Annotated in this window: 20 protein-coding genes and 1 pseudogene; 9 read left to right on the plus strand and 12 right to left on the minus strand. The window is 62.5% G+C overall.

The window, feature by feature from the left end; translation table 11 throughout:
* Positions 1–5 precede the first annotated feature (5 nt).
* Positions 6–1,616, plus strand: coding sequence for a gamma-glutamyltransferase family protein (locus tag IB266_RS07485; RefSeq protein WP_192260756.1), 1,611 nt, complete (start codon positions 6–8; stop codon positions 1,614–1,616).
* A gap of 20 nt (positions 1,617–1,636) precedes the next feature.
* Here IB266_RS07485 and IB266_RS07490 read toward each other — a convergent pair whose 3' ends face one another.
* The 3 genes from IB266_RS07490 to IB266_RS07500 all read right to left on the minus strand — a co-directional run bounded on the left by IB266_RS07490 (position 1,637) and on the right by IB266_RS07500 (position 4,713).
* Positions 1,637–2,653, minus strand: coding sequence for an NADP-dependent oxidoreductase (locus tag IB266_RS07490; protein ID WP_192260757.1), 1,017 nt, complete (start codon positions 2,651–2,653; stop codon positions 1,637–1,639).
* Positions 2,654–2,752: 99 nt separating this feature from the next.
* Positions 2,753–3,541: an SDR family NAD(P)-dependent oxidoreductase gene (locus IB266_RS07495; RefSeq protein ID WP_192260758.1), complete on the minus strand. Its 789-nt coding sequence runs from the start codon at positions 3,539–3,541 to the stop codon at positions 2,753–2,755.
* A gap of 77 nt (positions 3,542–3,618) precedes the next feature.
* Positions 3,619–4,713, minus strand: coding sequence for an alkene reductase (locus tag IB266_RS07500; protein WP_192260759.1), 1,095 nt, complete (start codon positions 4,711–4,713; stop codon positions 3,619–3,621).
* 167 nt (positions 4,714–4,880) lie between these two features.
* Here IB266_RS07500 and IB266_RS07505 point away from each other — a divergent pair, with 167 nt between their 5' ends.
* On the plus strand, positions 4,881–5,468 hold the full coding sequence (locus IB266_RS07505) for a TetR/AcrR family transcriptional regulator (RefSeq protein WP_192260760.1): 588 nt from the start codon (positions 4,881–4,883) through the stop codon (positions 5,466–5,468).
* 16 nt (positions 5,469–5,484) lie between these two features.
* Here the strand turns inward: IB266_RS07505 and IB266_RS07510 are convergent, their stop codons facing one another.
* The 6 genes from IB266_RS07510 to IB266_RS07535 all read right to left on the minus strand — a co-directional run bounded on the left by IB266_RS07510 (position 5,485) and on the right by IB266_RS07535 (position 12,321).
* A complete protein-coding gene (locus tag IB266_RS07510) occupies positions 5,485–6,477 on the minus strand; it encodes a LacI family DNA-binding transcriptional regulator (RefSeq protein ID WP_103308337.1) in 993 nt (330 codons plus the stop codon).
* Between the two features lie 75 nt (positions 6,478–6,552).
* A complete protein-coding gene (locus tag IB266_RS07515) occupies positions 6,553–8,055 on the minus strand; it encodes a glycoside hydrolase family 32 protein (RefSeq protein ID WP_192260761.1) in 1,503 nt (500 codons plus the stop codon).
* Positions 8,052–9,191 (minus strand): ABC transporter ATP-binding protein, encoded by a 1,140-nt coding sequence (locus IB266_RS07520; RefSeq protein ID WP_192260762.1) that lies wholly within the window; start codon positions 9,189–9,191, stop codon positions 8,052–8,054. The genes IB266_RS07515 and IB266_RS07520 overlap by 4 nt, the downstream gene beginning before the upstream one ends.
* Positions 9,192–9,223: 32 nt before the next feature.
* Positions 9,224–10,066: a carbohydrate ABC transporter permease gene (locus tag IB266_RS07525; protein WP_192260763.1), complete on the minus strand. Its 843-nt coding sequence runs from the start codon at positions 10,064–10,066 to the stop codon at positions 9,224–9,226.
* Positions 10,063–11,025: a carbohydrate ABC transporter permease gene (locus IB266_RS07530; protein WP_060742698.1), complete on the minus strand. Its 963-nt coding sequence runs from the start codon at positions 11,023–11,025 to the stop codon at positions 10,063–10,065. Before IB266_RS07530 ends, IB266_RS07525 begins: the two co-directional genes overlap by 4 nt.
* 21 nt (positions 11,026–11,046) lie before the next feature.
* Positions 11,047–12,321 carry an ABC transporter substrate-binding protein gene (locus IB266_RS07535; protein WP_192260764.1) on the minus strand — a complete coding sequence of 425 codons (1,275 nt, stop codon included), beginning with the start codon at positions 12,319–12,321 and terminating at the stop codon, positions 11,047–11,049.
* Positions 12,322–12,491: 170 nt separating this feature from the next.
* On the opposite strand from IB266_RS07535, the gene IB266_RS07540 reads away from it, so the two are divergent.
* Entirely contained in the window at positions 12,492–14,048 is a 1,557-nt protein-coding gene (locus tag IB266_RS07540) for a carbohydrate porin (protein ID WP_192260765.1), read from the plus strand.
* Between the two features lie 130 nt (positions 14,049–14,178).
* On the opposite strand, the gene kdgR is transcribed toward IB266_RS07540, so the two are convergent.
* A complete protein-coding gene (gene kdgR / locus IB266_RS07545) occupies positions 14,179–14,961 on the minus strand; it encodes a DNA-binding transcriptional regulator KdgR (RefSeq protein ID WP_060742695.1) in 783 nt (260 codons plus the stop codon).
* A 153-nt stretch (positions 14,962–15,114) separates the two neighbouring features.
* Here kdgR and IB266_RS07550 point away from each other — a divergent pair, with 153 nt between their 5' ends.
* The 6 genes from IB266_RS07550 to uxuA all read left to right on the plus strand — a co-directional run bounded on the left by IB266_RS07550 (position 15,115) and on the right by uxuA (position 22,452).
* Positions 15,115–16,116, plus strand: a complete 1,002-nt coding sequence (locus IB266_RS07550) for a sugar kinase (protein WP_192260766.1) — start codon at positions 15,115–15,117, stop codon at positions 16,114–16,116.
* 4 nt (positions 16,117–16,120) lie between these two features.
* A complete protein-coding gene (gene manD / locus IB266_RS07555; protein WP_060742694.1) occupies positions 16,121–17,332 on the plus strand; it encodes a D-mannonate dehydratase ManD in 1,212 nt (403 codons plus the stop codon).
* Positions 17,333–17,385: 53 nt separating this feature from the next.
* The gene (locus IB266_RS07560; RefSeq protein WP_192260767.1) at positions 17,386–18,417 is read left to right on the plus strand and encodes a Zn-dependent oxidoreductase; all 1,032 of its coding nucleotides are present in this window, start codon (positions 17,386–17,388) and stop codon (positions 18,415–18,417) included.
* Between the two features lie 78 nt (positions 18,418–18,495).
* Positions 18,496–19,788 (plus strand): MFS transporter, encoded by a 1,293-nt coding sequence (locus IB266_RS07565; protein ID WP_192260768.1) that lies wholly within the window; start codon positions 18,496–18,498, stop codon positions 19,786–19,788.
* 17 nt (positions 19,789–19,805) lie between these two features.
* Positions 19,806–21,260: a mannitol dehydrogenase family protein gene (locus IB266_RS07570; RefSeq protein WP_192260769.1), complete on the plus strand. Its 1,455-nt coding sequence runs from the start codon at positions 19,806–19,808 to the stop codon at positions 21,258–21,260.
* Positions 21,261–21,276: 16 nt separating this feature from the next.
* Positions 21,277–22,452 carry a mannonate dehydratase gene (gene uxuA / locus IB266_RS07575; RefSeq protein ID WP_060742690.1) on the plus strand — a complete coding sequence of 392 codons (1,176 nt, stop codon included), beginning with the start codon at positions 21,277–21,279 and terminating at the stop codon, positions 22,450–22,452.
* A 303-nt stretch (positions 22,453–22,755) separates the two neighbouring features.
* Here uxuA and IB266_RS07580 read toward each other — a convergent pair.
* Together IB266_RS07580 and IB266_RS07585 are read right to left on the minus strand one after the other, a co-directional pair.
* Positions 22,756–22,941, minus strand: a pseudogene (locus tag IB266_RS07580) (fructose-bisphosphate aldolase); the annotation flags it as partial.
* Positions 22,942–23,301: 360 nt separating this feature from the next.
* Positions 23,302–24,444 carry an epoxide hydrolase family protein gene (locus tag IB266_RS07585; RefSeq protein ID WP_192260770.1) on the minus strand — a complete coding sequence of 381 codons (1,143 nt, stop codon included), beginning with the start codon at positions 24,442–24,444 and terminating at the stop codon, positions 23,302–23,304.
* Between the last annotated feature and the right edge of the window lie 7 nt (positions 24,445–24,451).

The raw sequence follows: 24,451 nt of genomic DNA on the forward strand, positions 1-24,451 counted from the left end.
TCGCCATGCTGACATTTTCTGCCCACGAATACCCTTATCCATCCCAGCGCCAGAGCGTTTTCGCCCGTCGGGGCATGGTCGCCGCGTCCCAGCCCCTGGCGGCCCAAGCGGGCATCGAGATCATGCAAAAAGGCGGCAATGCCATCGACGCCGCCATCGCCACGGCAGCAGCGCTGACGGTGGTGGAGCCCACTGGCTGCGGCATCGGCGGTGATGCCTTCGCCCTGGTCTGGTGCAAGGGCCAGCTACACGGCCTCAACGGCAACGGGCATGCGCCGGCGGCCTTGAGCATCGAGGCGGTCAAGGCCGCCGGTCATGGGCAGATGCCGATCCATGGCTGGACACCGGTAACCGTCCCGGGCTGCCCATCGGCTTGGGCGCAGTTGTCGCAGCGCTTTGGCAAGCTGCCCTTTGCCGAGCTGCTGCAACCGGCCATCAGCCTGGCCCGGGACGGCTTTGCGTTGTCGCCGGTGGTTGCCCATCAATGGCAGATCGCGCTGAACGAGTTCACGCCCCATCGCGATGCCGCCCTGGAGGCATGGTTCGAGACTTTCCTGATCGAAGGCCGGGCGCCACGGGCCGGGGAGATTTTTCGCAACCCGGCCCAGGCGCGCACGCTCCAGGAATTGGCCGACACCGGCTGCGAAAGCCTCTATCGCGGTGCGTTGGCCGAGCGCCTGGATGCCCACTCCCGGGCCAGCGGCGGCTACCTGCGCGCCTCGGACCTCAGGGATTATCGCGCCCAGTGGGTCGACCCGATCCACGTCAATTACCGAGGCGTGGATGTCTGGGAAATCCCGCCGAGCGGGCAGGGCCTGGTGGCCTTGATGGCGCTGAAGATTCTGGAAGGTTTCGACTTCGATCAGCGTGACAGCCAGCAGACCTGGCATCGTCAACTGGAAGCGATGAAGTTGGCCTACAGCGACGGCCTGCACTACATCACCGACCCCCTGCACATGCGTGTGGCGGTGGCTGACCTGCTCAGCGATGACTACAGCGCCCACCGGCGCGGACAGATCGGCGAACAGGCCCAACCGCCCAAGCCCGGCGACCCCCACGCCAGCGGCACGGTGTACCTGGCCACCGCGGATGGGGAGGGCAACATGGTCTCGTTCATCCAGAGCAACTACCACGGGTTCGGCTCCGGCGTGGTGCTGCCCGACAGCGGAATCGCCCTGCAGAATCGCGGGCAGGAGTTCAGCCTCGATCCGAGCCACGCCAACTGCCTGGCCCCGGGCAAGAAAACCTTCCACACCATCATTCCCGGGTTCCTTACCCGTAATGGCGAGGCCCTCGGCCCCTTCGGCGTGATGGGCGGCTACATGCAGCCCCAGGGGCATGTGCAGATGGTCATGAACCTGGTGGATTTCGGCCTCAACCCGCAAGCGGCCTTGGACGCACCGCGTTGGCAATGGCTGGGAGACATGAAGGTCGGGATCGAACACGGGGCTTCACGGGACCTGGCCAATGCCCTGGCGCGACGGGGGCATGAGGTGCAGATCGCCAGCGACCTGACCGACTATGGGCGTGGCCAGATCATCCTGCGTGACCCGGTCAGTGGTGTGCTGTGCGGCGGGACCGAACCCCGGGCGGATTCGCATATTGCTGTGTGGTGATGAGCGCAGGCAAACGGGTTTCACTCATCGGCTATTCCTGAGTGGATCTTGATGACGACCTTGCCCTTGGACCGTCCTTGCTCGACATAATCCAGGGCATCGGCCGTCGCGTCGAAGGCGAAGGATCGGTCAACCACCGGCTTGATGCTGCCGGACTCGACGAGGGTGGCGATCTCGCGCAGTTGAGGACCACTGGCGCGCATGAACACGAAGGCGTAGCTCACACCCGTTCGGCGCGCCTTGCGGCGTATGCCACTGCTCAGCAGGCCCATGATCAGCCGCAGCGGCCAGGAAAATCCCTGGGCCTGGGCGAACTGTGGGGTGGGTGGTCCCGAGATGGAAATGAGTTGGCCACCGGGTTTGAGGATCTTCAGCGACTTCTCCAGTTCATCGGCGCCCAAGCTGTTCAACACGACGTCATAGTCCTGCAGCACGCTTGAGAAATCCTGCTGTTTGTAATCGATGACAACGTCCGCTCCCAGCGCCTTGACCCAAGGCACATTGGCGGTGCTGGTGGTGGTCGCAACGAAGGCGCCGAGGTGTTTGGCCAGTTGGATAGCGAGGGTGCCGACGCCACCTGAACCGGCGTGGATGAACACCTTTTGGCCTTTCTTTACCTGGGCGGTTTCAACCAGCACCTGCCAGGCCGTCAGGGCGACCAAGGGCAGGGCGGCGGCTTCCTCCTGGCTGACGTTCGTGGGTTTCAGGGCCAGGGCATTTTCGTTCACTGCAATCTGCTCGGCGAAGGTGCCGATGTGCCCGTCCGGGACGCGGGCATAGACTTCATCCCCCGGTTTGAAATGCTCGACACGGGATCCCACCCGCATCACGACCCCGGCCACGTCATGCCCCAATACCAAGGGAAACGAGTAGGGCAGGATCAGCTTGAATTCGCCTTTGCGGATCTTTGAGTCCAGGAGGTTGACGCTGGCGGCATGCACGCGGACCAGAACATCGTGGTCAGCCACTGCTGGGGCCGGTATGTCGCCCATACGGCCACTGTGCTTGGCGTAGCGGTCGATTAAAAATGCCTTCATGGTGCTTTGCTCTCATAAGGGATGCTGCGGACGGGTCACCCGGCCAGGCATCCAGGAATGCCAGCGCTGTCCTTCGCGCTGGCGCCCGCTGAACGATGATTACGCCAGGTCTTGATAGCGCTCGGCAACATGGGACTGCTTGATTTGCCCGAGCAGGCCTTGGCGCGCCGCCTGCAAGGCATCCCAGCGTGCCTCTTCCTGCAGCGGCGGGATGGTCACCGGCTCGCGACGGTCAAAACCGACCAGCGCGGCGTCGACCAGGTCACCGACTTCCATGACTTCATTCAAGGTGTTGATATCGATGCCCGCGCGCTCCCAGATCTCGGTACGGGTAGCGGCCGGCAGGACGGCTTGCACGTAGACGCCTTTAGGCGACAGTTCCAGGCTGAGTCCTTGGGAGAGAAACAGCACGAACGCCTTGGTCGCGCCGTAGACCGACATGCCGAATTCCGGTGCCAGGCCGACCACGGAGCCGATGTTGATGATCGCACCGTCACCCGCCTTGACCAGGCGTGGGGCGATGGCGCTGGCCAATCGAACCAGCGCGGTGGTATTGAGCGACACGAGGTTCGCGACGCTGTCGGTCGACTGCTCGATGAAGGTGCCGGACTGGGCGGCGCCGGCGTTGTTGACCAGGATACCGATGCTGGCGTCGTCCCGCAGCCGGGCTTCGACGGTCGTCAGGTCGCTGATCTGGGTCAGGTCGGCCTGGAGAATGTCGACGGCAACAGTGTGTTCGCTGCGCAGCTTGGCGGCCAGGGCTTGCAGGCGCGCGCCGTCGCGGGCCACCAGGACGAGATTGTGGCCGCGTTGCGCAAAGCGCTGGGCATAGACTGCGCCGATGCCGGTGGAGGCGCCAGTGATGAGAACGGTTGTGCGAGTGTCCATGGGTGATTCTCTTCTTCAGGGATTGATGAGTGAATCGCGCGCTGTTGTCCAGGCGCTCAGTTGGGGTCGGGGCAGTGTTACCGCGCGCTGGATTGCGCGAGCGTTGGGTAGTCGATGTAGCCCGCCGCACCGCCGCCGTAGAGGGTGGCGGGATTGAACGCCGACAGCGGCGAGCCGGTTCTGAGTCGCTCCACCAGGTCTGGGTTGCCAATGAACGGCCGGCCAAAGGCGATCAGGTCAGCCTGGTCTTCGGCGAGTCGCGAAGTGGCCAGGTTCAGGTCGTAGCCGTTGTTGGCGATGTAGGTGTTATTGAAGCGCTGGCGCAACGCGGCGAAGTCGAAGGGCGCAACGTCGCGCGGCCCGCCCGTCGCGCCTTCGACCACGTGCAGGTAAACGATGTCCAGGGCGTTGAGCTGGTCGACCAGGTAGTCGAACTGGGCTTGTGGCGCGCTGCTGGACACGCCATTGGCCGGCGACACAGGCGAAATGCGCAGGCCGGTGCGTTCGGCGCCGACTTCTTTCACGACGGCCGCGGTCACTTCCAGCAGCAGGCGAGCACGGTTTTCAATCGAGCCACCGTAGGCATCGGTGCGCACGTTGGCACCGTCCTTGAGGAACTGGTCCAGCAGATAGCCGTTCGCGCCGTGGATCTCTACGCCGTCAAATCCTGCCGCGATGGCGTTCGCTGCCGCCTGGCGAAAATCGTTGACGATTCCGGGCAATTCGCTGATGTCCAGCGCTCGCGGTTCGGAAACGTCCTGGAAACTGTTGTTGACGAACACCTTGGTCGCCGCACGCAAGGCGGAGGGGGCCACGGGCGCCGCGCCGTTCGCTTGCAGGTCGACGTGGGAAACCCGCCCGACATGCCACAGTTGCTGGAAGATCCGCCCGCCTTTGGCATGCACGGCATCGGTCACCTTGCGCCAGCCGTCGATCTGCGCCGGTGTGTAGATCCCGGGGGTGTCCTGGTAACCCTGCCCCTGCTGGGAAATCTGTGAGGCCTCGGAGATCAGCAGGCCGGCGGACGCTCGCTGGCTGTAGTAAGTGGCCGCGAACTCGCTCGGTACAAAACCTTGCCCCGCACGGTTACGTGTCAGCGGTGCCAGGACCACTCGGTTGGAAAGCGTGAGACTACCCAGCTTGTGAGATGTGAACAGATTCTGATCGGTCATGGCGTCTTGTTTCCGTGGGTTGGATAAGAATTGCGTGCAACCTGCCGAGGTGAGCGCGGCTTTTCATTAGGATGATGATCGAAATCTAAGCTGTCAATGAATTTGATTATGTTCGACATCTATGTATGATGTGAACGTGATTTTCGAGCAGCACGAGGAGTTAAAAAATGCGGGTAACCAAGGCCCAGGCCCAGGCAAATCGGGAGCACATCGTCGAGACGGCGTCTGTCTTGTTCCGCGAGCGAGGCTTTGACGGCGTGGGTGTTGCGGATCTGATGGCGGCCGCCGGGTTCACCCATGGCGGTTTCTACAAGCATTTCGGCTCCAAGGCCGACCTGATGGCCGAAGCGGCCGCGCGCAGCCTTGCGCAATCGCTGACCAACAACGCGGGTCTCGATGTGCCTGGGTTCGTCAATCTCTACGTGTCCCGGGATCACCGTGACGCCCCGGGCGGTGGTTGCACCATGGCGGCACTGTGCGGGGACGCTGCCCGTCAATCGCCCGAGCTGAAGGCGACTTTTTCCAGCGGCATCGAAAATATGCTGGCGGCGCTCGCGAGTCGGTACGAGACCGGGCAAGACGCGCCGCAGGCAGAGGTCAGGGCGAAAATGCTCGACATGTTGGCCCATGTCGTCGGCGCGATCATGTTGTCGCGGGCCTGCCCGGACGATTCCGCCCTGGCTGATGAAATCCTCGAGATCTGCCGCGCCCGGATCATTGCATCACTGCCGCCATCGCCCGCGCAGCAGCCTTGACGGATACCGATTGGCCTTACAGCGACGCCCTGACCACCAGTGGGCAATCCACCGGCTGGGCGCCCGTCAGTTCGAGGGTCTCGATCAGGTGCCGGGCCGCCTGGCGACCGATCTCGTAGTAGGGCAGTTGGACCGTGGTCAGCGGCGGCATGAACAGTTCGGCGATGCCGATCATGTTGTCATAGCCCAGCACTGCGACATCATCAGGGATTTTCAAGCCGCGGCCCAACAGCAGTTGATAGGCGCAGAAGGCGATGCGGTCGTTGCCGCAGACCAGGATGTCGAATTGCGGACGGCCGTCGACGATATGCCGGTCGAGAATGGCGGCGGTCTCACCGTAGGCATCGTGATCGGAAAGGTCGTATTGCAGGAGTGCTTCAGGCGCCAGCCCGAATGCCTGGCAGGCGCGTTGCAGACCTTGTTGGCGCAGATTCCAGGCAACACTCTTCCTGGGCAAGTTGATACACAGCGGGCGCCGATAGCCTTGGCTCAAGGCATGATGCACGGCGCGGTACTGCCCGGCTTCATCATCCGGCACGTAGCTGACCAGTTGGCTGTCATCGGCCAGGCAATTGGCGAGTACCAGCGGCTTGCTCTTGAGTCGCTCGGGGATGCTCACCTGGCGCAACCCCATGGCACTGAAGATCAATCCGTCGGGGCGATGCGACAGCATCAGGTCGATGTTCTGGTCGGTGGGCGGGTTGCTCAGCAGGTTGAGGATGAAGACGTTCCAGCCAGCCTGCTGCGCGGTCTGTTCGATGGACAGCAGCAACTCGACGGCGAACGGCGTGGTCGCGGTGTCCAGGGCGAACACACCGATGGTGCGCGCCTGCAAGTTGTCGCCGCGCATCCTGCGCGCCGACAGGCTCGGTACGAATTGCAGTTCATCGATGGCGCGGCGTACCCGCTGAAGGGTCTCGGGGCTCAGTTTTTCCGGCGTGTTGAGCGCGCGCGAAACCGTCATCAGGGATACGCCGGCCAGCTGTGCAACGTCTTTCACGGAAGTCATGCGAAGTGCGGCCAGTCAGGTTGACGCAGAATCATGACACAGCGCCCGGGCTTCTCGCGACTCGAATGACGCGACTCACAGCCAACCCGAGGCCAGTGGCCAGGCGTTGGAAATGGCGACGCGCCCGCCAGTCCCGCTCGCCAACAGCTTCACCCCGAGGCTGTCGGGCCGCGGATAGAGGCGACTGCTGAGGCTGAAGCGGCCGCTTTGCTCAAACACCTCGATGGAGGAACGATCGAGAAACACCCGCAGATGCAGTTGCGTTTGCGCCGGCTCTATCGGCACGCTGCGCTGGCCGCTCACTTGCGCACCCGAGCGGCTGCGATCGAGCACCAGGCGTCGCAGTGACGCGTCGTAGTACAGCAGGGTCTGTTCCTGCTCATCGGCACTGCAGCGCAAGGCGATGCCCAACTGACCTTCGGTGCAATCGAGCAGGTCCAGATGCACATGGATCTCCAGTCGGTCGCCACTCACTTGCGGTACCCAGCGGCAGCCCGACTCGCCCCACGGCGCAATGCTCGGCAACGGCGCCTGGCGCAGCGCAACCAGTTCCCGCGCCGGAAACACGCCGAGGCGATCGCCCTGCAGTTCCAGCTCCCGCGGCAAACCGAGCATGCCGCACCAATGATGGGCCTGGCTCGGCATCGGGCTTTCCCACATGTCCAGCCAGGCCCACACCAGGCGCCGGCCATCAGCGGCCACCAAGGTTTGCGCGGCATAGAAATCATGGCCGTTATCCAGCTCGATGAACGGCCCGCCGCTGAAGTGCCATTCGCTGTCGAGGTGGCCAATGCGATATCCGGTCTGATACTTGTTCAGCCGTTCGTAACCCGCCGGTTGCATGCCTTGGGGGGAGTACAGCAGTACGTCGCGCCCGTCGAGGCGAAACAGGTCCGGGCATTCCCACATGTAGCCGTCGCCGTCAGTACCACTGGACACGTAATCGAGAAACTCCCAGGCGCGCAGGTCCGTGGAGCGATACAGCGGTAGCAGCGGCGTGTCGCCCAGGCGCGCCCCGGCAATCAGGTACCAGTAACCATCCTCCTGCCAGACCTTGGGGTCGCGAAAGTGCATGATCGCCGCTTGCGGCGCGTCCTCGATGACGGCGCCATGCTTGACGAAGCGGACGCCGTCGACACTGGTGGCCAGGCACTGGACCTGGCGGATCAGGCGTTCGTCACCCACCTCTCCCAGCCAAGTGTGTCCGGTGTAGATCAGCGCCAGGGTGTCGCCACATACCACCGCGCTACCGGAAAAACAGCCGTCGCGGTCGAAGTCGTCACCCGGTGCCAGGGCAATGGGCAGATGTTGCCAATGAACCAGGTCGGCGCTCTTGGCATGGCCCCAGTACATCGGGCCCCATTTGGCGTCGAAGGGGTGGTGTTGGTAGAACACGTGGTACTCGCCCCGAAAAAACACCACCCCGTTAGGGTCGTTCATCCAACCTGTTGGTGGGGCCAGATGATAGTCGGGTCGATAGTCGTGGATCAGGCGAGACAGGCCATCACGCAGGGCCTGCTGCGCATGTTCGAGAGAGGCGGGCATCGGATTGCTCAGGCTATTCAAGGATAAAGTCATAGGGCGCCCGCATGGGCCGGGCGCAGGGCGACGTCCTCGGGCAGGCTGTCGATGGCATGGCGTTTCAACGCCGTGCCGTGTGTGTCGAACACATGCAGATGGTTGATATCCAGTTGCAGTTCGACCCGATCGCCCACTCGCCATCCGGCGTTGACCTCACAGCGACAGACCATGGGGTCGTCCTGGCCGGTGTCGAGGTGCACATAGGTTTCACTCCCCAGGTATTCGACCCCGCTCACCGCGATGCCGGCCGTTCCCTGGGCCGCCTTGAGGGTGATATGTTCCGGACGAATCCCCAGGCTCAGTTGCGTATTCGCAGCCAGCCCCGAGCTGTCGAAGGGCAGGGACGTCATGCCCAGCACCAGGCTTTCAACCTGGCTGGTTTCGCCTGGCGCATGCAGGAACGCGGCAAGGAAATTCATCCTGGGTGAGCCCAGGAAACCGGCGACAAAGCGGCTGGCCGGACGCTCATAGAGTTCCCGTGGCGAACCGACCTGCTCGATGCGGCCGCCATTGAGCACGACAATCTTGTCGGCCAGGGTCATCGCTTCAACCTGGTCGTGGGTCACGTAGATCATGGTCGAGCCCAAGCGCCCATGCAGCCGGGCGATTTCGTTGCGCATCTGCACGCGCAGGGACGCGTCGAGGTTGGACAGTGGCTCGTCGAACAACAGGATGTCCGGCTCCCGTGCCATGGCCCGGCCCATGGCCACGCGCTGGCGCTGGCCGCCCGACAGTTCCCGTGGCTTGCGTTGCAGCAGTTTGTCCAATTGCAGGATCTGCGCGGTTTTCAGCACCCGCTCGCGCAGGCTGGTCTTTTCGGTCTTGGCCAGCTTGAGGCCAAAGCTGATGTTGTCGTAGACGCTCATGTGCGGGTACAGCGCATAGGACTGGAACACCATGCCGACGCCACGCTCGCGCGGCTCCAGGTCGTTGACCCGGCGCCCGTCGATCAGCAGGTCGCCGCCACAGATCGAATCCAGCCCGGCGATCAGCCGCAGCAGGGTTGATTTTCCACAGCCCGAAGGGCCGACGAAGACCACGAATTCGCCTGCCGAGATTTCCAGGCTGACGTCGCGAAGAATGCGTGCGCCGCCCAATTGTTTGTTCACGTTGTCCAGCTTCAACTTGATCACGATGCTGTTCCTTTTTTTGTCTGTGTTGGGCCTCAACCCTTTAACGCACCGGCAGTGAGGCCGGAAACAATGCGGCGCTGGAAGATCAGCACCAGAATCACCAAGGGCACCGTGACCAGCACCGACGCCGCCATCAACAGGCCCCAAGGCAGCTCATGGGGACTGCCGCCGGAAATCAGCGCGATGGCGACTGGGACCGTGCGTTGCGAGTCGGTCAAGGTGAAGGTCAGGGCAAAGAGGAACTCATTCCATGCGGCGATGAAGGCCAGAAGGCCGGTGGTGACCAGTGCCGGCCAGAGCAGCGGCAACAGCACGCGGGTCAGCGTGACCCAAGGTGACGCACCGTCCATGATGGCGGCCTCTTCCAGCTCATGAGGCAGTTGCCCCATGAAGGTGGTCAGCACCCAGACGGTGAAGGGCAGGGTGAAAATCGTGTAGCTCAGGATCAACGCCCAGGAGGTGTTGTAGAGGCCCAGGGCACGGATCACCTCGAACAGCCCCGACAGCACCGTGACTTGGGGAAACATCGAGACGCCCAGGACCATCATTAACACCGGACCGCGCCCGCGAAATTTCACCCGGCCCAAGGCATAGGCGGCGGTCAGGCTGAGGAACAGCGCCAGCGCGACCACGCACAGCGCAACCACCAGCGAGTTGCCGATAGCCCGCAGGAACGAGGCCTGGTTGAGCACGGCGGCGTAGTTGGAGAAGTCGGGCTGGTCGATCCAGTAGCTCACCTGGAACAAGGCGCTGGACGGTTTCAGCGACGTTACGATGGCGTAGTAGAAAGGGAAGACCGCATACACCAGCAAGATTGCGATCAGGCACCAGAACCCGAGGCGCAACAGGGCTTTTTTCAGTAGGCGCGGGCTCATGAGCGGACCTCCAGCTGACGGCGTCCGAGGTACAGATAAACCATGGCGATCACCGCGACGACCAGGAACAGCAAGGTCGAGGCGGCGCTGCCATAACCCACGTCCTGGAATTCCACCAAGTGCTGGCGGGCATAGACCGACATGCTCATGGTGCTCGACGAGTTCGAGGTCAACACATAGATCACGTCGAAGACCCGCAGGGAATCGAGGATCCGGAAGATCGCCGCCACCAGCAAGGCCGGCATCAGCAGCGGCAGGGTGACCCGCCAGAACACTTTCACTGGGTGAATGCCATCGACCCTGGCGGCTTCGTAGCAATCGCTGGGCAGCATCTGCAAGGCTGCCAGCATCAGCAGGGTGACGAAAGGCACGGTCTTCCAGACGTCGACGATGATCACCGCCCACATCGACAGGTCCGCGTCGGCGGTCCAGGCCAGGGGCGCGTCGATCAGACCGAGGCCGAGCATCAGGTGATTGATGATGCCGAACTGGTCGTTGAGCATCCATGACCAGATTTTCGCCGAGACGATGGTCGGGATCGCCCAGGGAATCAGGATCAACGCCCGCACCAGGGCGCGTCCGCTGAACCGGACGTTGAGCAGCAACGCCACCAGCAGCCCCAGGACGATTTCCAGCCCCACCGACACTACGGTGAAATGCAAGGTGTTGCGCACCGCATTCCACCACTGTGGATCGACGAGCAGGCCTGACCAACCGGCACTGCTGTGGAACAGATAATTGCTCAAGCCGACAAAGGTTGCATCCCCCGTATCGGCGAGGCTGGCGTCGGTCAGGCTGAACCAGAATGTACGCAACAGCGGCCAGGCCGCCACCAGCGCCAGACACAGCAGCATCGGGGTCAGGAACAGCCAGGCGGCGCGAACGCGACGGCGTTGTACCGGCGTTTCCCGGGCGGGCAGGTACTCGTCGTCGGGGACGAGTGTGGTGGAGACAGACATGGTGATTTCCTTCCTTGTGGCTTACCAGTTCCGGCGTTTGATCCGCGTGAGTTCGCTTTCCAGCTCGGCCAGGGCCTGATCCACCGGTCGCTCGCCCGCCAGCACGCCGTGCACTTGATCGAAGAAGGCATTGGAGACCCGTGGATAGCGGTCGGCAGTGATCGAGGCGGGGCGCATGACCCCATCGTTGAGAATGCTGTGCAGTTGGCTGTAGTAAGGCATGGCCGCGAGCAACTCGGGATCCTGGTAGAGCGATTCGATCACCGGGTTGTAGGCGCCGACCAGGGCCCGATGTTTCTGTTGTTGGGCGCTGCTCAAGTAGCTCACCAGTTCCGCGGCAAGCTTGGGGTTGGCGCTGTAGCGCGACACCGCCAGGCCCCAGCCGCCGAGGGTGGACGCATGAGTGCCCATCGCGCCGCCGCGTGGCAGGGGCGCGACGCCGACCTTGTCTTTGACGGCGCTGTCCTGGCTTTGCACCAGGGCCCAGACATAGGGCCAGTTACGCATGAACAGCGCATTGCCCGACTGGAAGACACCGCGTCCTTCTTCCTCGGTGTAATTGAGCACGCCACGGGGGGCGATGTCTCCGACCCAGCTTTTGGCCAGGGTCAACGCCGCCCGTGAAGCCTGGCTGTTGACCACGATATCGCCCTGGGCGTTGACCAGCCCGCCTTGCGGTTGGCTGCTGATCCACTCCAGGGCATTGCATGTCAGGCCTTCGTAGGCGCGTCCCTGGAATATATAACCCCAGGCATTGGCGTTCCCGGCAGCGCGCTCCGCCTGCTGGACAGTCCTGGCGGTGGTCGTCATTTCTTCCCAGGTCTGGGGCACGGGCTTGTTGTATTTCTCGAGCAAGTCCTTGCGGTAATACAGCAACCCCGAATCGGTGAACCACGGCATGGTCACCAGGCGCCCGTTCACCGTGGCGTTATCCACCTGGGCCTGGAAATACCCCTGGGTGGCGTCGGCCGCAAGCACCTGGCGCAAGTCCAGCAAGTGTTTGGCCAACATTCCCGGCCACACCATGTCGATCTGGATGATGTCGATGTCGCTGGATTGCGCGCTGAGGATCTGTTGGTAGAACGACAACCGCTCGGTCGCCGAGTTAGGTGTGGAAACCACTTCGACACTGTTGCCGGTCTGCTTCGACCACGCCTCGACAGCCTCTTTGCACAGTTGCAATTCGGCACCCACGGCACCACAGGAAATCGTCAGGTTGGCGGCAGTCGACAGGGCTGGAAACCCGACGCAAAGGCCGAGCAGCGCCGCTGGAAGGAGCGATTTGAGCTGTTTCATAAAGCCCTCTTTATTTTTGTTTTTAGAAAAGTTAACGTTAACATCGCCAAATGTAGCAGCGTATTTGCGATGAGGCATCCTTTTTTTCCTCTGCTTTGACAATTCAGAACCTGGGCGGAAAAGGCTGGTCGCGGCAACAGAACAATAAAAACAAAACAGGGAAAACCCACATGCAGAAAGCATCAAGCTGGCTACTCGCAAGCGTGCTCGGCGCCTCGGCGGCCACCTCTCAGGCCGCGACTCTGGAAGAGCGTATGGCGGCGTTCGAAGCCCGTGCCAGCGCAGCGGAAAAGCGTGCAGCCGCCGCCGAACAACAAACCCAGGCACTCGCCAGGGAACTGCAGCAAATCAAACTCGCCACCCCCGCCGCGCAACCGACCGTGCCCGCCGTTGCGACACCCACGCTCGATGCCCGCCTGGCAAAACTCGAAGCCCGCCAGCAAAGCACGGAAAAGCAGGGCGGTAGCGCTCACCTCACTGATGGCTTCAGCTTCAAGGGCTACGCCCGCTCCGGGTTGCTGATCAATGATGGGTTGGGTGGCGGACGCGGCGGTCCGTACACCACCCCGGCCGGTTCTGTCGGCGGCGCCGTGGGGCGACTCGGCAACGAGGACGACACCTACATGCGCATCGACCTGTCGAAAGAGCTGTACGCGCAGAACGGCACCCGCTCCAAGTTCACGGTGTCCATCGCCGATGGCGTAGAGAGCTCCAACGACTGGACTGCCGAGGAAAGCAATCTGAACGTGCGCCAGGTGTTCACCGAACTCGATCACCTCGCGGCATTCAAGGGCAACTCGATGTTCGAACATTCCACCTTGTGGGCTGGCAAGCGCTTCGACAGGGACAATTTCGACATCCACTGGCTGGATTCCGACGTGGTCTATCTGGCCGGCACCGGGGGTGGCATCTACGACGTGCAGATGACCAAGGACTGGCGCTCGAACTATTCGTTGATCGGGCGTAACTACGGGGATTTCAGTGAGGGCGGGGTCAATGCCGATGTGGAAAGCTACATCCTGACGTCCAACCAGTTTTTCGACGGCGGGCAGTGGCAGTGGATGTTCAACGCCATAGGCTCGAAGAAAAACGACTTCGGCACTCGCACCAATGAAGCGGGACTGGCGCCGGCCGATTCCGGTTTGCACAGCATGGTCGCCAATCACCAGAAAACCTTTTTCGGTCGCGAAGGCTTCTTCAAGACAGCGCTGCTTTATGGGCAGGGGTTGGGGGCTGAGGTCAAGAACGTCGGCGCCGATGGCGAATTGATCGACGATGCCCGGGCTCTGCGTGTGGCGCTGTACGGCGAAACGCCCCTGGCCTCCGACTGGCGCATCGGCCCGAGCCTGCTGGCCGAGCGAAGCAAGGATCGCTACGTCAAGGGCGACGACTACCGTTGGATGACCCTGAACGTGCGCTTGGCCAACGAAATCAACAGCAATTTCGAGATGGCCTACGAGATGAGTTGGCAAACCATGCAGCTCGACCCCAAGGGCTACCTGCAACGCAATGCGGTCGACGGTAACTTCTGGAAGTTCACGGTGGCCCCGACCTTCAAGCCCGACTTGGGCGATCTGCTTACGCGCCCTGAGCTGCGTCTGTTCGCCAGCGTCATGAATTGGTCGTCGGACCTGGACAGGTACAGCTCCACAGACGCCTTCGGCAAGACGGACTTCAACGCCGGTGGCACCTGGCAGTATGGCCTCCAGATGGAAACCTGGTTCTGACACCAGCCGGTCGAGACCTGTGGGAGCGAGCTTGCTCGCGATAGCGGAGGATCAGCCTGGACAGGTGTTGGATGTGCCGCCGTCATCGCGAGCCAGCTCGCTCCCACAGTTTTGCCCACGGCTTTTGCGATTAGCGTGTATGCCAGCCCAACTGGCTTGAGATCTGTTGGGTGGCTTGCATCAGTTGCTTGACGTAGTCCTGCTTCAATTCTTCCCTGAAGCGAAAGCACGGGAATGAAACACTCATCCCGCCGATCACATGGCCAAAACGGTCGCGGATCGGTGCCGCCAGGCAACGCATGTTGTCTTCGAACTCTTCATGGTCCTCGGCATAGCCTTGCTGGCGAACGGTCTCCAGTTCCTGCAGATACGCCTCGGCGCTGGTCAGGGTATTGGCCGTGCGACGCTCGAAGCTTTCCTGTGCCAGGTGGGCGAGCAACTCGTCTTCTTCGAGCCAGGCCATCAGCACCTTGCCGATGCCGGTGCAGTACAACGGCGCCCGTCGACCGATCCGCGAGTACATGCGCAGGTTGTACTTGGAGTCGATCTTGTGCACGTAGACGATGCTGCCTTCGTCGAGAATCCCCAGGTGGACGGTCTCGCCGGTCAGCTCGTTGATCCTGCGCATCCCGGGCTCCGCTTCCCGGACGATGTCCAGGTGGGGCAGGGCCTGGGCGCCCAGTTCGAACAGCCGGACGCTGAGGCGATAGCGATCCTCGGCATCCTGCACCACATACCCACGGGCCTTGAGCGACTGCAGGAAGCGATAGACCGTGGCCTTGGACATGTCCAGTTTGGTGGCGATTTCCGACACGCCGCTTTCTTCCGGATGTTCGGCCAGTGCCTCGAGCACGGCCATGGTCCGGCCCACCGCCGACACCAGATCGTTGTTGGGAATGACGCTGTTGTCCATGAAGGCTCCAACGTGAAAGTAAAACCCAAGGATATACGCAAGCAGAACAAAACGCTGTTTCATTTTTGCTTGACGAGGCCGGAAATCTGACTAGACTCGGGCCTTGAGATAAAAATGAAACGCCGTTTTAAAAACAAGAAAGGCGCGTTGATTATGGATTTAACGCTTGACCATGGCCCGCAGGCCCGCTTCGCCCGCCCGCTGAAAGTGGCGCTGGTGGGGGAGTGCATGATCGAGATGCGCGGTGAGCCGGGTACCGCGATCACGCAGACCTTCGGTGGCGATACGCTCAACACCGCGGTCTACCTGGCCCGATTGAATCCCCATGGCGCAGTGGCCGTGGACTACATGACGGCCGTGGGTAGCGATGCGTTCAGCGTCGCCATGCGCCGGTCCTGGCTGGACGAGGGGATCGGTGATGCTCATGTCCGCGTGATCGCAGACGCGCTGCCGGGGTTGTATTTCATCCAGACCGATCCACACGGCGAGCGGCGTTTCCTCTACTGGCGCGGGGAAGCGGCGGCGCGGCGCATGTTCGAGGGCCCCGAGGCCGACGCCATGCTCGATGCACTGGCCGATTACGACTACGTCTACCTGAGCGGCATCAGCCTGGCGATCCTCACACCGGAAGGGCGCCAACGCTTGATCCAGGCCCTGCCCAGGGCGCGTCGAGCGGGCACGCGCATCGTCTTCGACAACAACTACCGCCCCCACCTCTGGCCCGATCCTGAATCGGCCCGGCAGGCCTACCGCGACCTGTTGCACCTGACCGACCTGGCCCTGGTCACCTGGGAAGATGACGCGGCCCTGTTCAGCTATCGCGACCCGGAAGCCTTGTTCAGTGCCTACGCCCAGGTGGGAGTACGCGAAGTCGCCCTCAAGCGTGGCGCCGCCAGCTGCTTGATCCAGTGCCCGACAGGGCGTTTCGAGGTGCCCGCGCAAACCGTTTCCCATGTCGTCGACACCACTGCTGCCGGTGATTCGTTCAGCGCCGCCTACCTGGCCTGTCGCCTGCGCGGTGGCGATCCAGAGCAGGCCGCCCGCTGGGGGCATCGCCTGGCGGCCCAGGTCGTCCAATACCGGGGCGCGCTGATTCCCCAGGCGGCCATGCCGAACATGGGCACGTCCTCACTTCCTTCTGTTGCACAGGTCTGATTTTATGAAAATCGTTGAAGCGCGCGTCATCGTCACCTGCCCGGGTCGCAACCTGGTCACGTTGAAAATCGTCACCGATGAAGGCCTCTACGGCATTGGCGATGCAACCTTGAATGGCCGCGAACTGGCGGTCGTCGCCTACCTGGAGGAACACGTCCTGCCCGCGCTGATCGGCCGCGATGCCCACCGCATCGAGGACATCTGGCAGTACCTGTATCGCGGCGCGTACTGGCGCCGGGGCCCGGTGACCATGACGGCCATCGCCGCCGTCGACGTGGCGTTGTGGGACATCAAGGCCAAGGCCGCGAACATGCCCTTGTACCAATTACTTGGCGGCAAGAGCCGCGAGCGGGTGATGGTCTATGGGCATGCCACCGGCAAGGACATCGAAGGGTGCCTGGACGAAGTCGCCCGTCACGTCGAGCTGGGCTATAAAGCCGTGCGTGTGCAATGCGGCGTGCCCGGCATTGCCACCACCTACGGTGTCGCCAAGCGCAGCGGCGAGCGTTATGAACCGGCCGACAGCGACCTGCCCGCCGAACACGTCTGGGACACCGCCAAATACCTCAACTACGTCCCCAAGCTGTTCGCCGCCGTGCGCGAACGCTTTGGTGATGACCTGCATATCCTCCACGACGTGCACCATCGCCTGACGCCCATCGAAGCCGGGCGCCTGGGCAAGGCCGTGGAACCGTACAACCTGTTCTGGCTGGAAGACTGCACACCGGCGGAAAACCAGCAGAGCTTCCGCCTGATTCGTCAGCACACCACCACGCCGTTGGCCGTGGGCGAGGTGTTCAACTCCATCCATGACTGCCGCGAGTTGATCCAGGAACAGTTGATCGACTACATCCGCACGACGCTGGTGCATGCCGGCGGCATTACCCATGTGCGGCGCATTGCCGATTTCGCCGCGCTGTTCCAGGTGCGCACGGGCTTTCACGGCGCCACCGACCTGTCGCCGGTGTGCATGGGCGCGGCCCTGCATTTCGATACGTGGGTGCCCAACTTCGGCATCCAGGAACACATGCCTCACGAAGACCGCATCGATGAAGTCTTCCCCCATGCCTATCGCTTCGAGGACGGCCACTTCACGCCGGGCGAAACCCCGGGGCATGGCGTCGACATCGATGAAGACCTTGCCCGCCAATACCCCTACAAGCGCGCCAGCCTGCCGGTCAACCGTCTTGAAGACGGCACGCTCTGGCATTGGTGAAGCAGTTTCAACCCTTTGAGGAAACGGGGCGAGTGCCCCGTCAGGAGTGACTGATGAAAGCGTTCCAGGTAAGAGCACCCTTCGAGTTCGGGCTGGCCCAGGTCGACCAACCCCAGGTCGCCCACGGCGAGGTCCAGGTCGATGTGGCGTATGCCGGCATCTGTGGCTCGGACATGCACATCATTCATGGGCAGAACGCATTCGTGCGGTTCCCCCGTGTCACCGGCCATGAGTTTTCCGGGGTGATCCGGCAAGTCGGTGAAGGCGTCGAGCACCTGCAGGTGGGCGACCGGGTGTGCATCGATCCGGTGATCAGTTGCGGCACCTGTTATCCCTGCCGCATTGGCCGGCCCAATGTCTGCACGCGGCTGCAAGTGATCGGTGTGCACCGCGACGGTGGCTTCAGCGAGCAGGTCTGCGTACCGGCCGAAAACGCCCACCGCCTGCCCGACGCGATGTCCCTCAGCCACGGCGCTCTGGTCGAGCCTTATTCCATTGCCCTGAACGTGCTCGATCGCATGCAGCCGCACCCTGGCGACAGCGTGTTGATCTATGGCGCCGGGGTAATCGGCCTGACCCTGGTGCAAATGGCCCGGGCGTTGGGATTGACCGACATTACCGTCACCGATGTCATCGACAGCCGCCTGGAGACGGCCCGGGCGCTGGGTGCCAGCCGGACCCTCAACGGCCAGCAAGTCGATGTCGAAGCCGTCATGCGTGAGCTGACTCAAGGCGAGGGCGTGCCGTTGATTGTCGATGCAGCCTGCATTCCGGCACTGATGCCGCAGATGGTGCGCCTGGCCTCGCCGGCCGGGCGTATCGGGTTGTTGGGCTTCAATGCCACGCCCAGTGATCTGGTGCAGCTGGAAATGATCAAGAAGGAACTGACCCTGGTGGGATCGCGGCTCAACAACCGCAAGTTCCCCCAGGTGATCGAATTGATCGCCAGCGGCAAGTTGCAAGTCCAGGACCTGATCAGTCATCGCGTCACCTTCGACGAAATGCCCGGCGCCATCGACCTGATCGAAAAGCACCCCGAGCAAACCCGAAAAGTGCTGGTGGAGCTGACGAACGCCCATCACTGAGCCGTCGGTACCACCGGTTTCACCGTGCCTGTCATGGGCACCCTCACCGAATAAACACAACAAGCGGGAGGTTCCACCATGTTTGGTCAAGGACGTAGCTTAATCATCATCATGCTGTTCCTGGCTGGGGTCATCAATTACCTCGACCGGTCGGCATTGTCTGTTGCGGCACCTTTCATCCAGAAGGACTACGGTCTGAGTACGGGTGAGATGGGCATGATCTTCAGCAGTTTTTTCGTCGGCTATGCGGCCTTCAACTTCATCGGTGGCTGGGCCGCCGACCGTTACGGCGCCAAGACCACCTTGCTGCTGGCCATGGTCTTGTGGTCATTGTTCAGCGGCCTCACGGTGCTGACAGTGGGCTTCGCTTCACTGGTGCTCATCCGGATCCTGTTCGGCATGGGCGAAGGACCGCTGAGCGTCACCACCAGCAAGATGGTGAACAACTGGTACACCCCCAAGCGCAGGGCGCGGGCGCTTGGCGCATCAATGTCCGGCACGCCGCTGGGTGGGGCGATTTCCGGTCCGGTGGTGGGCTTTATCGCCGTCACCTACGGCTGGAAGATCTCGTTCATTATCATCATGCTGATCGGCCTGGTCTGGGCGGCGGTGTGGTTCAAGTTCGTCAAGGAACGGCCCGAAGGCGAGGGCGCCGAGGATATTCTCCGAGCCGAGGGGCAGGGCGAGCTGGCGGCACAACCGGTGTTCCCTTTGCGGTTCTACCTCAAGCAGCCGACGGTGCTGTTCACCTCCCTGGCGTTCTTTTCCTATAACTACACCTTGTTCTTCTTCCTGACCTGGTTCCCCAGCTACCTGACCATGGCCCACGGCTTGAACGTCAAGGACATGAGCATCGCCACGGTCATTCCCTGGGTCCTGGGATTCCTCGGCCTGGCCCTTGGCGGCTTCATCTCCGACTTCGTGTTCAAGAAAACCGGGCGGATGATGTTCTCCCGTAAAGTGGTGCTGGTGACGTGCCTGCTGGCCTGCGCTGCCTGCATCGCCTGTGCCGGGATGGTGACTACCTTGTATCCAGCGGTGATTCTCGTCGCCTTGGCGGTGTTCTTCCTTTACCTCACCGGTGCCATCTATTGGGCGATCATCCAGGACACCGTTCCGGCGGCGCGGGTGGGCGGCGTCAGTGGTTTCATGCACTTTCTGGCGAACACCTCGGGCATTGTCGGCCCGACCCTGACGGGCTTTTTGGTGCAGTTCACCGGTTCGTTCACCAGTGCTTTCCTGCTGGCGGGGCTGTTGACCGTGATCGGTGCCGTGTGCGTGGCGCGCTACGTTAAACCGCTGTCGGTGGCGGATACCGGCAACGCGGCGGCACAAAGCCCGCAGCCGGTTTCGGCCCTGGGCCGTTCCTGAACAGAAGGAGTGAGTCGATGCCTGTTGTGAAACGTGTACCTTGCACCGGCACTGCAGCGCAGATCGGTATCGTGCACCTGGGCCTGGGCGCGTTCCATCGCGCGCACCAGGCGGTCTACCTGCAACGCCATCTCAATCGCCACGGTGAAAGCGACTGGGGCGTGTGCAGCGCCAACCTGCGTTCCAATCACACTCTGGTCGAGCAATTGCGCGAGCAGGACGGTCGCTACCATGTGGCCGAATACCGCGACCGTGAGCAAGTGACGCTGCGCGAGATCGGGGTGCTGCGCCAGGCTTTGTATGTGGGCGAGGGCGGCCATGAACTGGAGCAGTTGCTGCAACGCATGGCGGCGCCGCAGACGCGGATCGTCACGCTGACCGTCACCGAAAAGGGCTACTGCCTGAGCCCTTCGTCCGGGCAGCTGCGCCGCGAAGATCCGAGCATTGCCCATGACATCGCTCAGCCACACAAGCCGCGCTCAGCCCCCGGTATTGTCCTGGAAGCCCTGCGCCGGCGCCGCGCCGCGGGTGTCCCGGCCTTCACTGTGTTGTGCTGTGACAACATGCCCGACAACGGCCAGCGCACCCGCCAGGCAGTCAGCGCGCTGGCGGCGTTGCAGGATGAGGCGCTGGCACAGTGGGTCGAGCAACAGGTGGCGTTTCCCAGCTGCATGGTCGACCGCATTGTGCCTGCGATGGACGGCGAGTCCTTCCGCCGGCTGGAGCAACTGGACTGTCACGACCCGGCGGCAGTGGTCTGTGAAAGTTTCAGCCAGTGGGTGATCGAGGATCACTTTCCCCTTGGCCGCCCGGACTGGGAAGTGGAGGGGGTGCAGATGGTGGACGACGTGGGCCCGTTCGAAACGATGAAGTTGCGCATGCTCAATGGCAGCCATTCGTTGCTGGCCTATGTGGGGCTGCTGGTCGGTCACGAAACGGTGTTCGAGGCCGTCAGTGACGCGAACCTGCTGCACCTGATCGGACGCTACATGGCCGACGAGGCGGCGCCCACGCTGGACATGCCAGCGGGTATCGATCTTTCGGTCTATGCCCACGATCTAAAGGCGCGGTTTGCCAATGACAGCCTGCAACATCGGCTGCGCCAGATCGCCATGGACGGTTCGCAGAAACTGCCGCAACGCTGGTTGCTGGGTGCGCAGCAGTTACTCGACCAGGGAGGTGGCATCGCCTGTACCGCATTGGGCATCGCGGCCTGGATTCGCTACTGCACGCAGTCGTTGCCCGGCGGTTCGGCTCAGGTGATTGACGATCCTTTGAACGCCACCTTTGCCGATCTTGCGGGGCGATTCGAAGGCCCGTCATTGGTGGATGCTTTTCTTGATCTGGATGAAGTCTTCCCGGCTGAGTTGTCGGCTCGCGCGGCGTTTCGCGATGCAGTGCAAGGCGCCTATGACGCCCTGGTCCGCGATGGCATCGGCAGCTTTTTACCCACGTTTACCGCACCCAACTGATCACAAGGAGAAGAACATGGAACAGACATGGCGTTGGTTTGGCCCCAAAGACCCGATCTCCCTGGCGGACATCCGCCAGACCGGTGCGACCGGCATCGTCACCGCGCTGCACGAGATTCCCAATGGCGAAGTATGGCCGGTAGACGCCATCGCGGCGCGCAAACAGCTGATCGAAGCGGCCGGCCTGAGCTGGTCGGTGGTGGAGAGCATTCCGGTGCACGAAGACATCAAGCGCGGCTGCGGGCGGCGCGACGAGTACATCGCCAACTACCAGCAAAGTGTGCGCAACCTGGCGAGCTGCGGCATCGATATCGTCTGCTACAACTTCATGCCGGTGCTGGACTGGACCCGAACCGATTTGTCTTTCGAACTGGCGGATGGCGGCTGGGCCTTGCGTTTCGATCAAACCGCGTTCGCCGCCTTCGACCTGTTCATCCTCCAGCGCCCGGGAGCGCAGGCCGAATACAGCGCCGAGGACATCCAGCAGGCCAAGGCCTACTTCGAACAACTGACGCCGGCCCGGCGCGAAACCCTGGTCAATACCCTGATTGCTGGCTTGCCCGGCGCCGAGGAACACTACAGCCTGGACAACTTCCGTGACTTGCTGCGCACCTACGCCGACATCGACGAGGCCAAGTTGCGCGAACACCTGGGGTACTTCCTGCGTGCGGTGATCCCGGTTGCCGAGGCGGTGGGTGTGCGCATGGCAATCCACCCGGACGACCCGCCCCGGGCACTGCTCGGCTTGCCACGTATCCTGTCCACCGCCGAAGACGCCCAATGGCTGCTGGATGCCGCGCCAAGCCCGGCCAATGGCCTGACGTTCTGCACCGGTTCCTATGGCGTGCGCGAAGACAACGATTTGGTGGCGATGGCCAAGCACTTTGCGCCGTTCATCTACTTCACTCACCTGCGTTCAACCCGCCGGGAAACCGACCCTCGCAGCTTCCATGAAGCCCATCACCTGGACGGCGACGTCGACATGGTCGGGGTCATCGGCGCCTTGGTGGCTGAAGAACGTCGACGTGAACGCGAAGGCGGCCCGCGCTTGCCGCTGCGTCCAGACCATGGGCATCAACTGCTTGACGATCAGCACCGCAAGAGCAATCCCGGCTACTCACTGATCGGCCGCCTCAAGGGCCTGGCGGAAATCCGCGGCGTGGAACTGGCCGTGCGCCGACAACTGGGCTAGATAAGCCCTGTTTGGGTGGGGGCGGTTAACACCTGTGGCGAGGGAGCTTGCTCCCGCTGGGCTGCGCAGCAGCCCTAAAACCCGGCACCTCGGTGCATCAGATCGATCCCATTCAATCAGCTTGGGGTCGCTACGCAACCCAGCGGGAGCAAGCTCCCTCGCCACGGGAGGTAAACGCCTGAGAAATTCTCGGGCTAACGCCATTCCCCTGTGGGAGCGAGCTTGCTCGCGAAGCGGTATGTCAGCCTGCAAAGATATTGACTGTGCCACCGCCATCGCGAGCAAGCTCGCTCCCACAATGGCTCAGCCTTCGAGCCCGCGCCGCTCGATCACGCCGAACACATCCGCCACATCCTGCACCAGGATCCGAGCGACATTGGTGATGGTGTTGATGTCGTTCGTTGCCGAATCACGCAGGCTGCTGCACGCCACCAAGGTCAGGTAGTCGAGCGTGGCGTGCAGGCGTTCGCTGGCACAGGCATGGAGTTCGCTGACTCAGCACCCACAACCGGCCTGTAGGACGCCCCGCCCCCCGTGGCGAGGGAGCTTGCTCCCGCTCGGCTGCGCAGCAGTCGCAAAACCGGCGCCTGCGCAGTACCTGGAGAAAAGAGGCGCCTGTTTTGGGGCCGCTTCGCGCCCCAGCGGGAGCAAGCTCCCTCGCCACAGGGTGTAAATTCCTACGAGATTTTCGGACCGCCTCTTGCCGCTAGCACTGATGTGCGCGGATTTCTGTGGGAGCAAAGCTTGCTCGCGATGCAGGCGCCTCGTTTCCCCGGAAGACCGCGTCATCTTCATCGCGGGCAAGCCTTGCTCCCACAGGAGGCTTGCGGTGAGTTTTTTCGGACTTTTCTAGCGACAGTCCCGGAAAAACGCCCTGATATCCTCCGCCAACAACGCCGGCTGTTCCAACGCAGCAAAATGACCACCCCGAGGCATCTCGGTCCAGCGCTTCACCTCGCAGCAACGCTCCACCCAGCTCCTTGGTGGCATGGGCAGTTCCCTAGGAAACAGCGCCACTCCAACCGGCGGCTTCAAACGTTCGCCGCTGTTGAACTGCAACGGCCGCTTGCTGCCCTCCACGTATTGGCGAAACGACGAGCCGATACAGTGCGTCAGCCAGTACAGCGTCACGTTGGTCAGCAACCATTCTCGGTCAATAGCGGGGCTGTCATCACACCAGGACAGGAGCTTTTCCCCCATCCACGCCAATAGACCTGCAGGCGAGTCATTCAGGCCCACCGCCAGGCTCTGGGGTTTGGTTCGCTGAATGTGCCCGTAGGCGCCTTCGGCATCGGCAAATGCCGCCGCGCGTTGCAGGAAGGCCGTTTCTGCCTCGGTCAGCGCTGGCTCGTTTTCGCCCAGGGGAGGGCGATAGGAACCCGGAATATAGTTGAGGTGAATGCCTGTCACCCGCTCGGGATAACGCACGCCCAACCACATCGAAACGCCCGCGCCAATGTCCCCGCCCTGGGCGCCGAACCGTTCATAACCCAGCCCGCTCATCAACTCACTCCACAAGCCCGCCACTTCAGAGGGCCCCATGCCGGATTGCTGGAACGGTGCGGAAAAGGTGTAGCCGGGCAGCGACGGCACCACCACATCGAAGGCGTCCGCGGGATCACCGCCATGGCGGGCCGGGTCCGTCAGCAGCGGGATGATGCGCTGCATTTCGATGAACGAGCCGGGCCAGCCGTGGGTAAGGACCAACGGTCTCGGACTCGGCCCGACGCCACGTTGATGAATGAAGTGCACCCTTTGCCCACCGATGTCGGCGACAAATTGCGGCAAGCGATTCAACGCTGCTTCCTGAGCGCGCCAATCGAGCGCGGTCGACCAATGTGCGAGAAGCGCCCGAAGCACATCCAGGTCCATGCCTTCGCTCCAGCCTTGGTCGTCGGCCAAGGGCTCAGGCAGCCTTGTGTTCAACAGGCGGTGCCGAAGGTCTTCAAGGGCACTTTCAGGGATATCGATGGCGAACGGTTCGATGATCATGCTTGCC

Source organism: Pseudomonas sp. Pdm06, from assembly GCF_014851795.1.
Classification (GTDB): Bacteria; Pseudomonadota; Gammaproteobacteria; order Pseudomonadales; family Pseudomonadaceae; genus Aquipseudomonas; species Aquipseudomonas fluorescens_AA.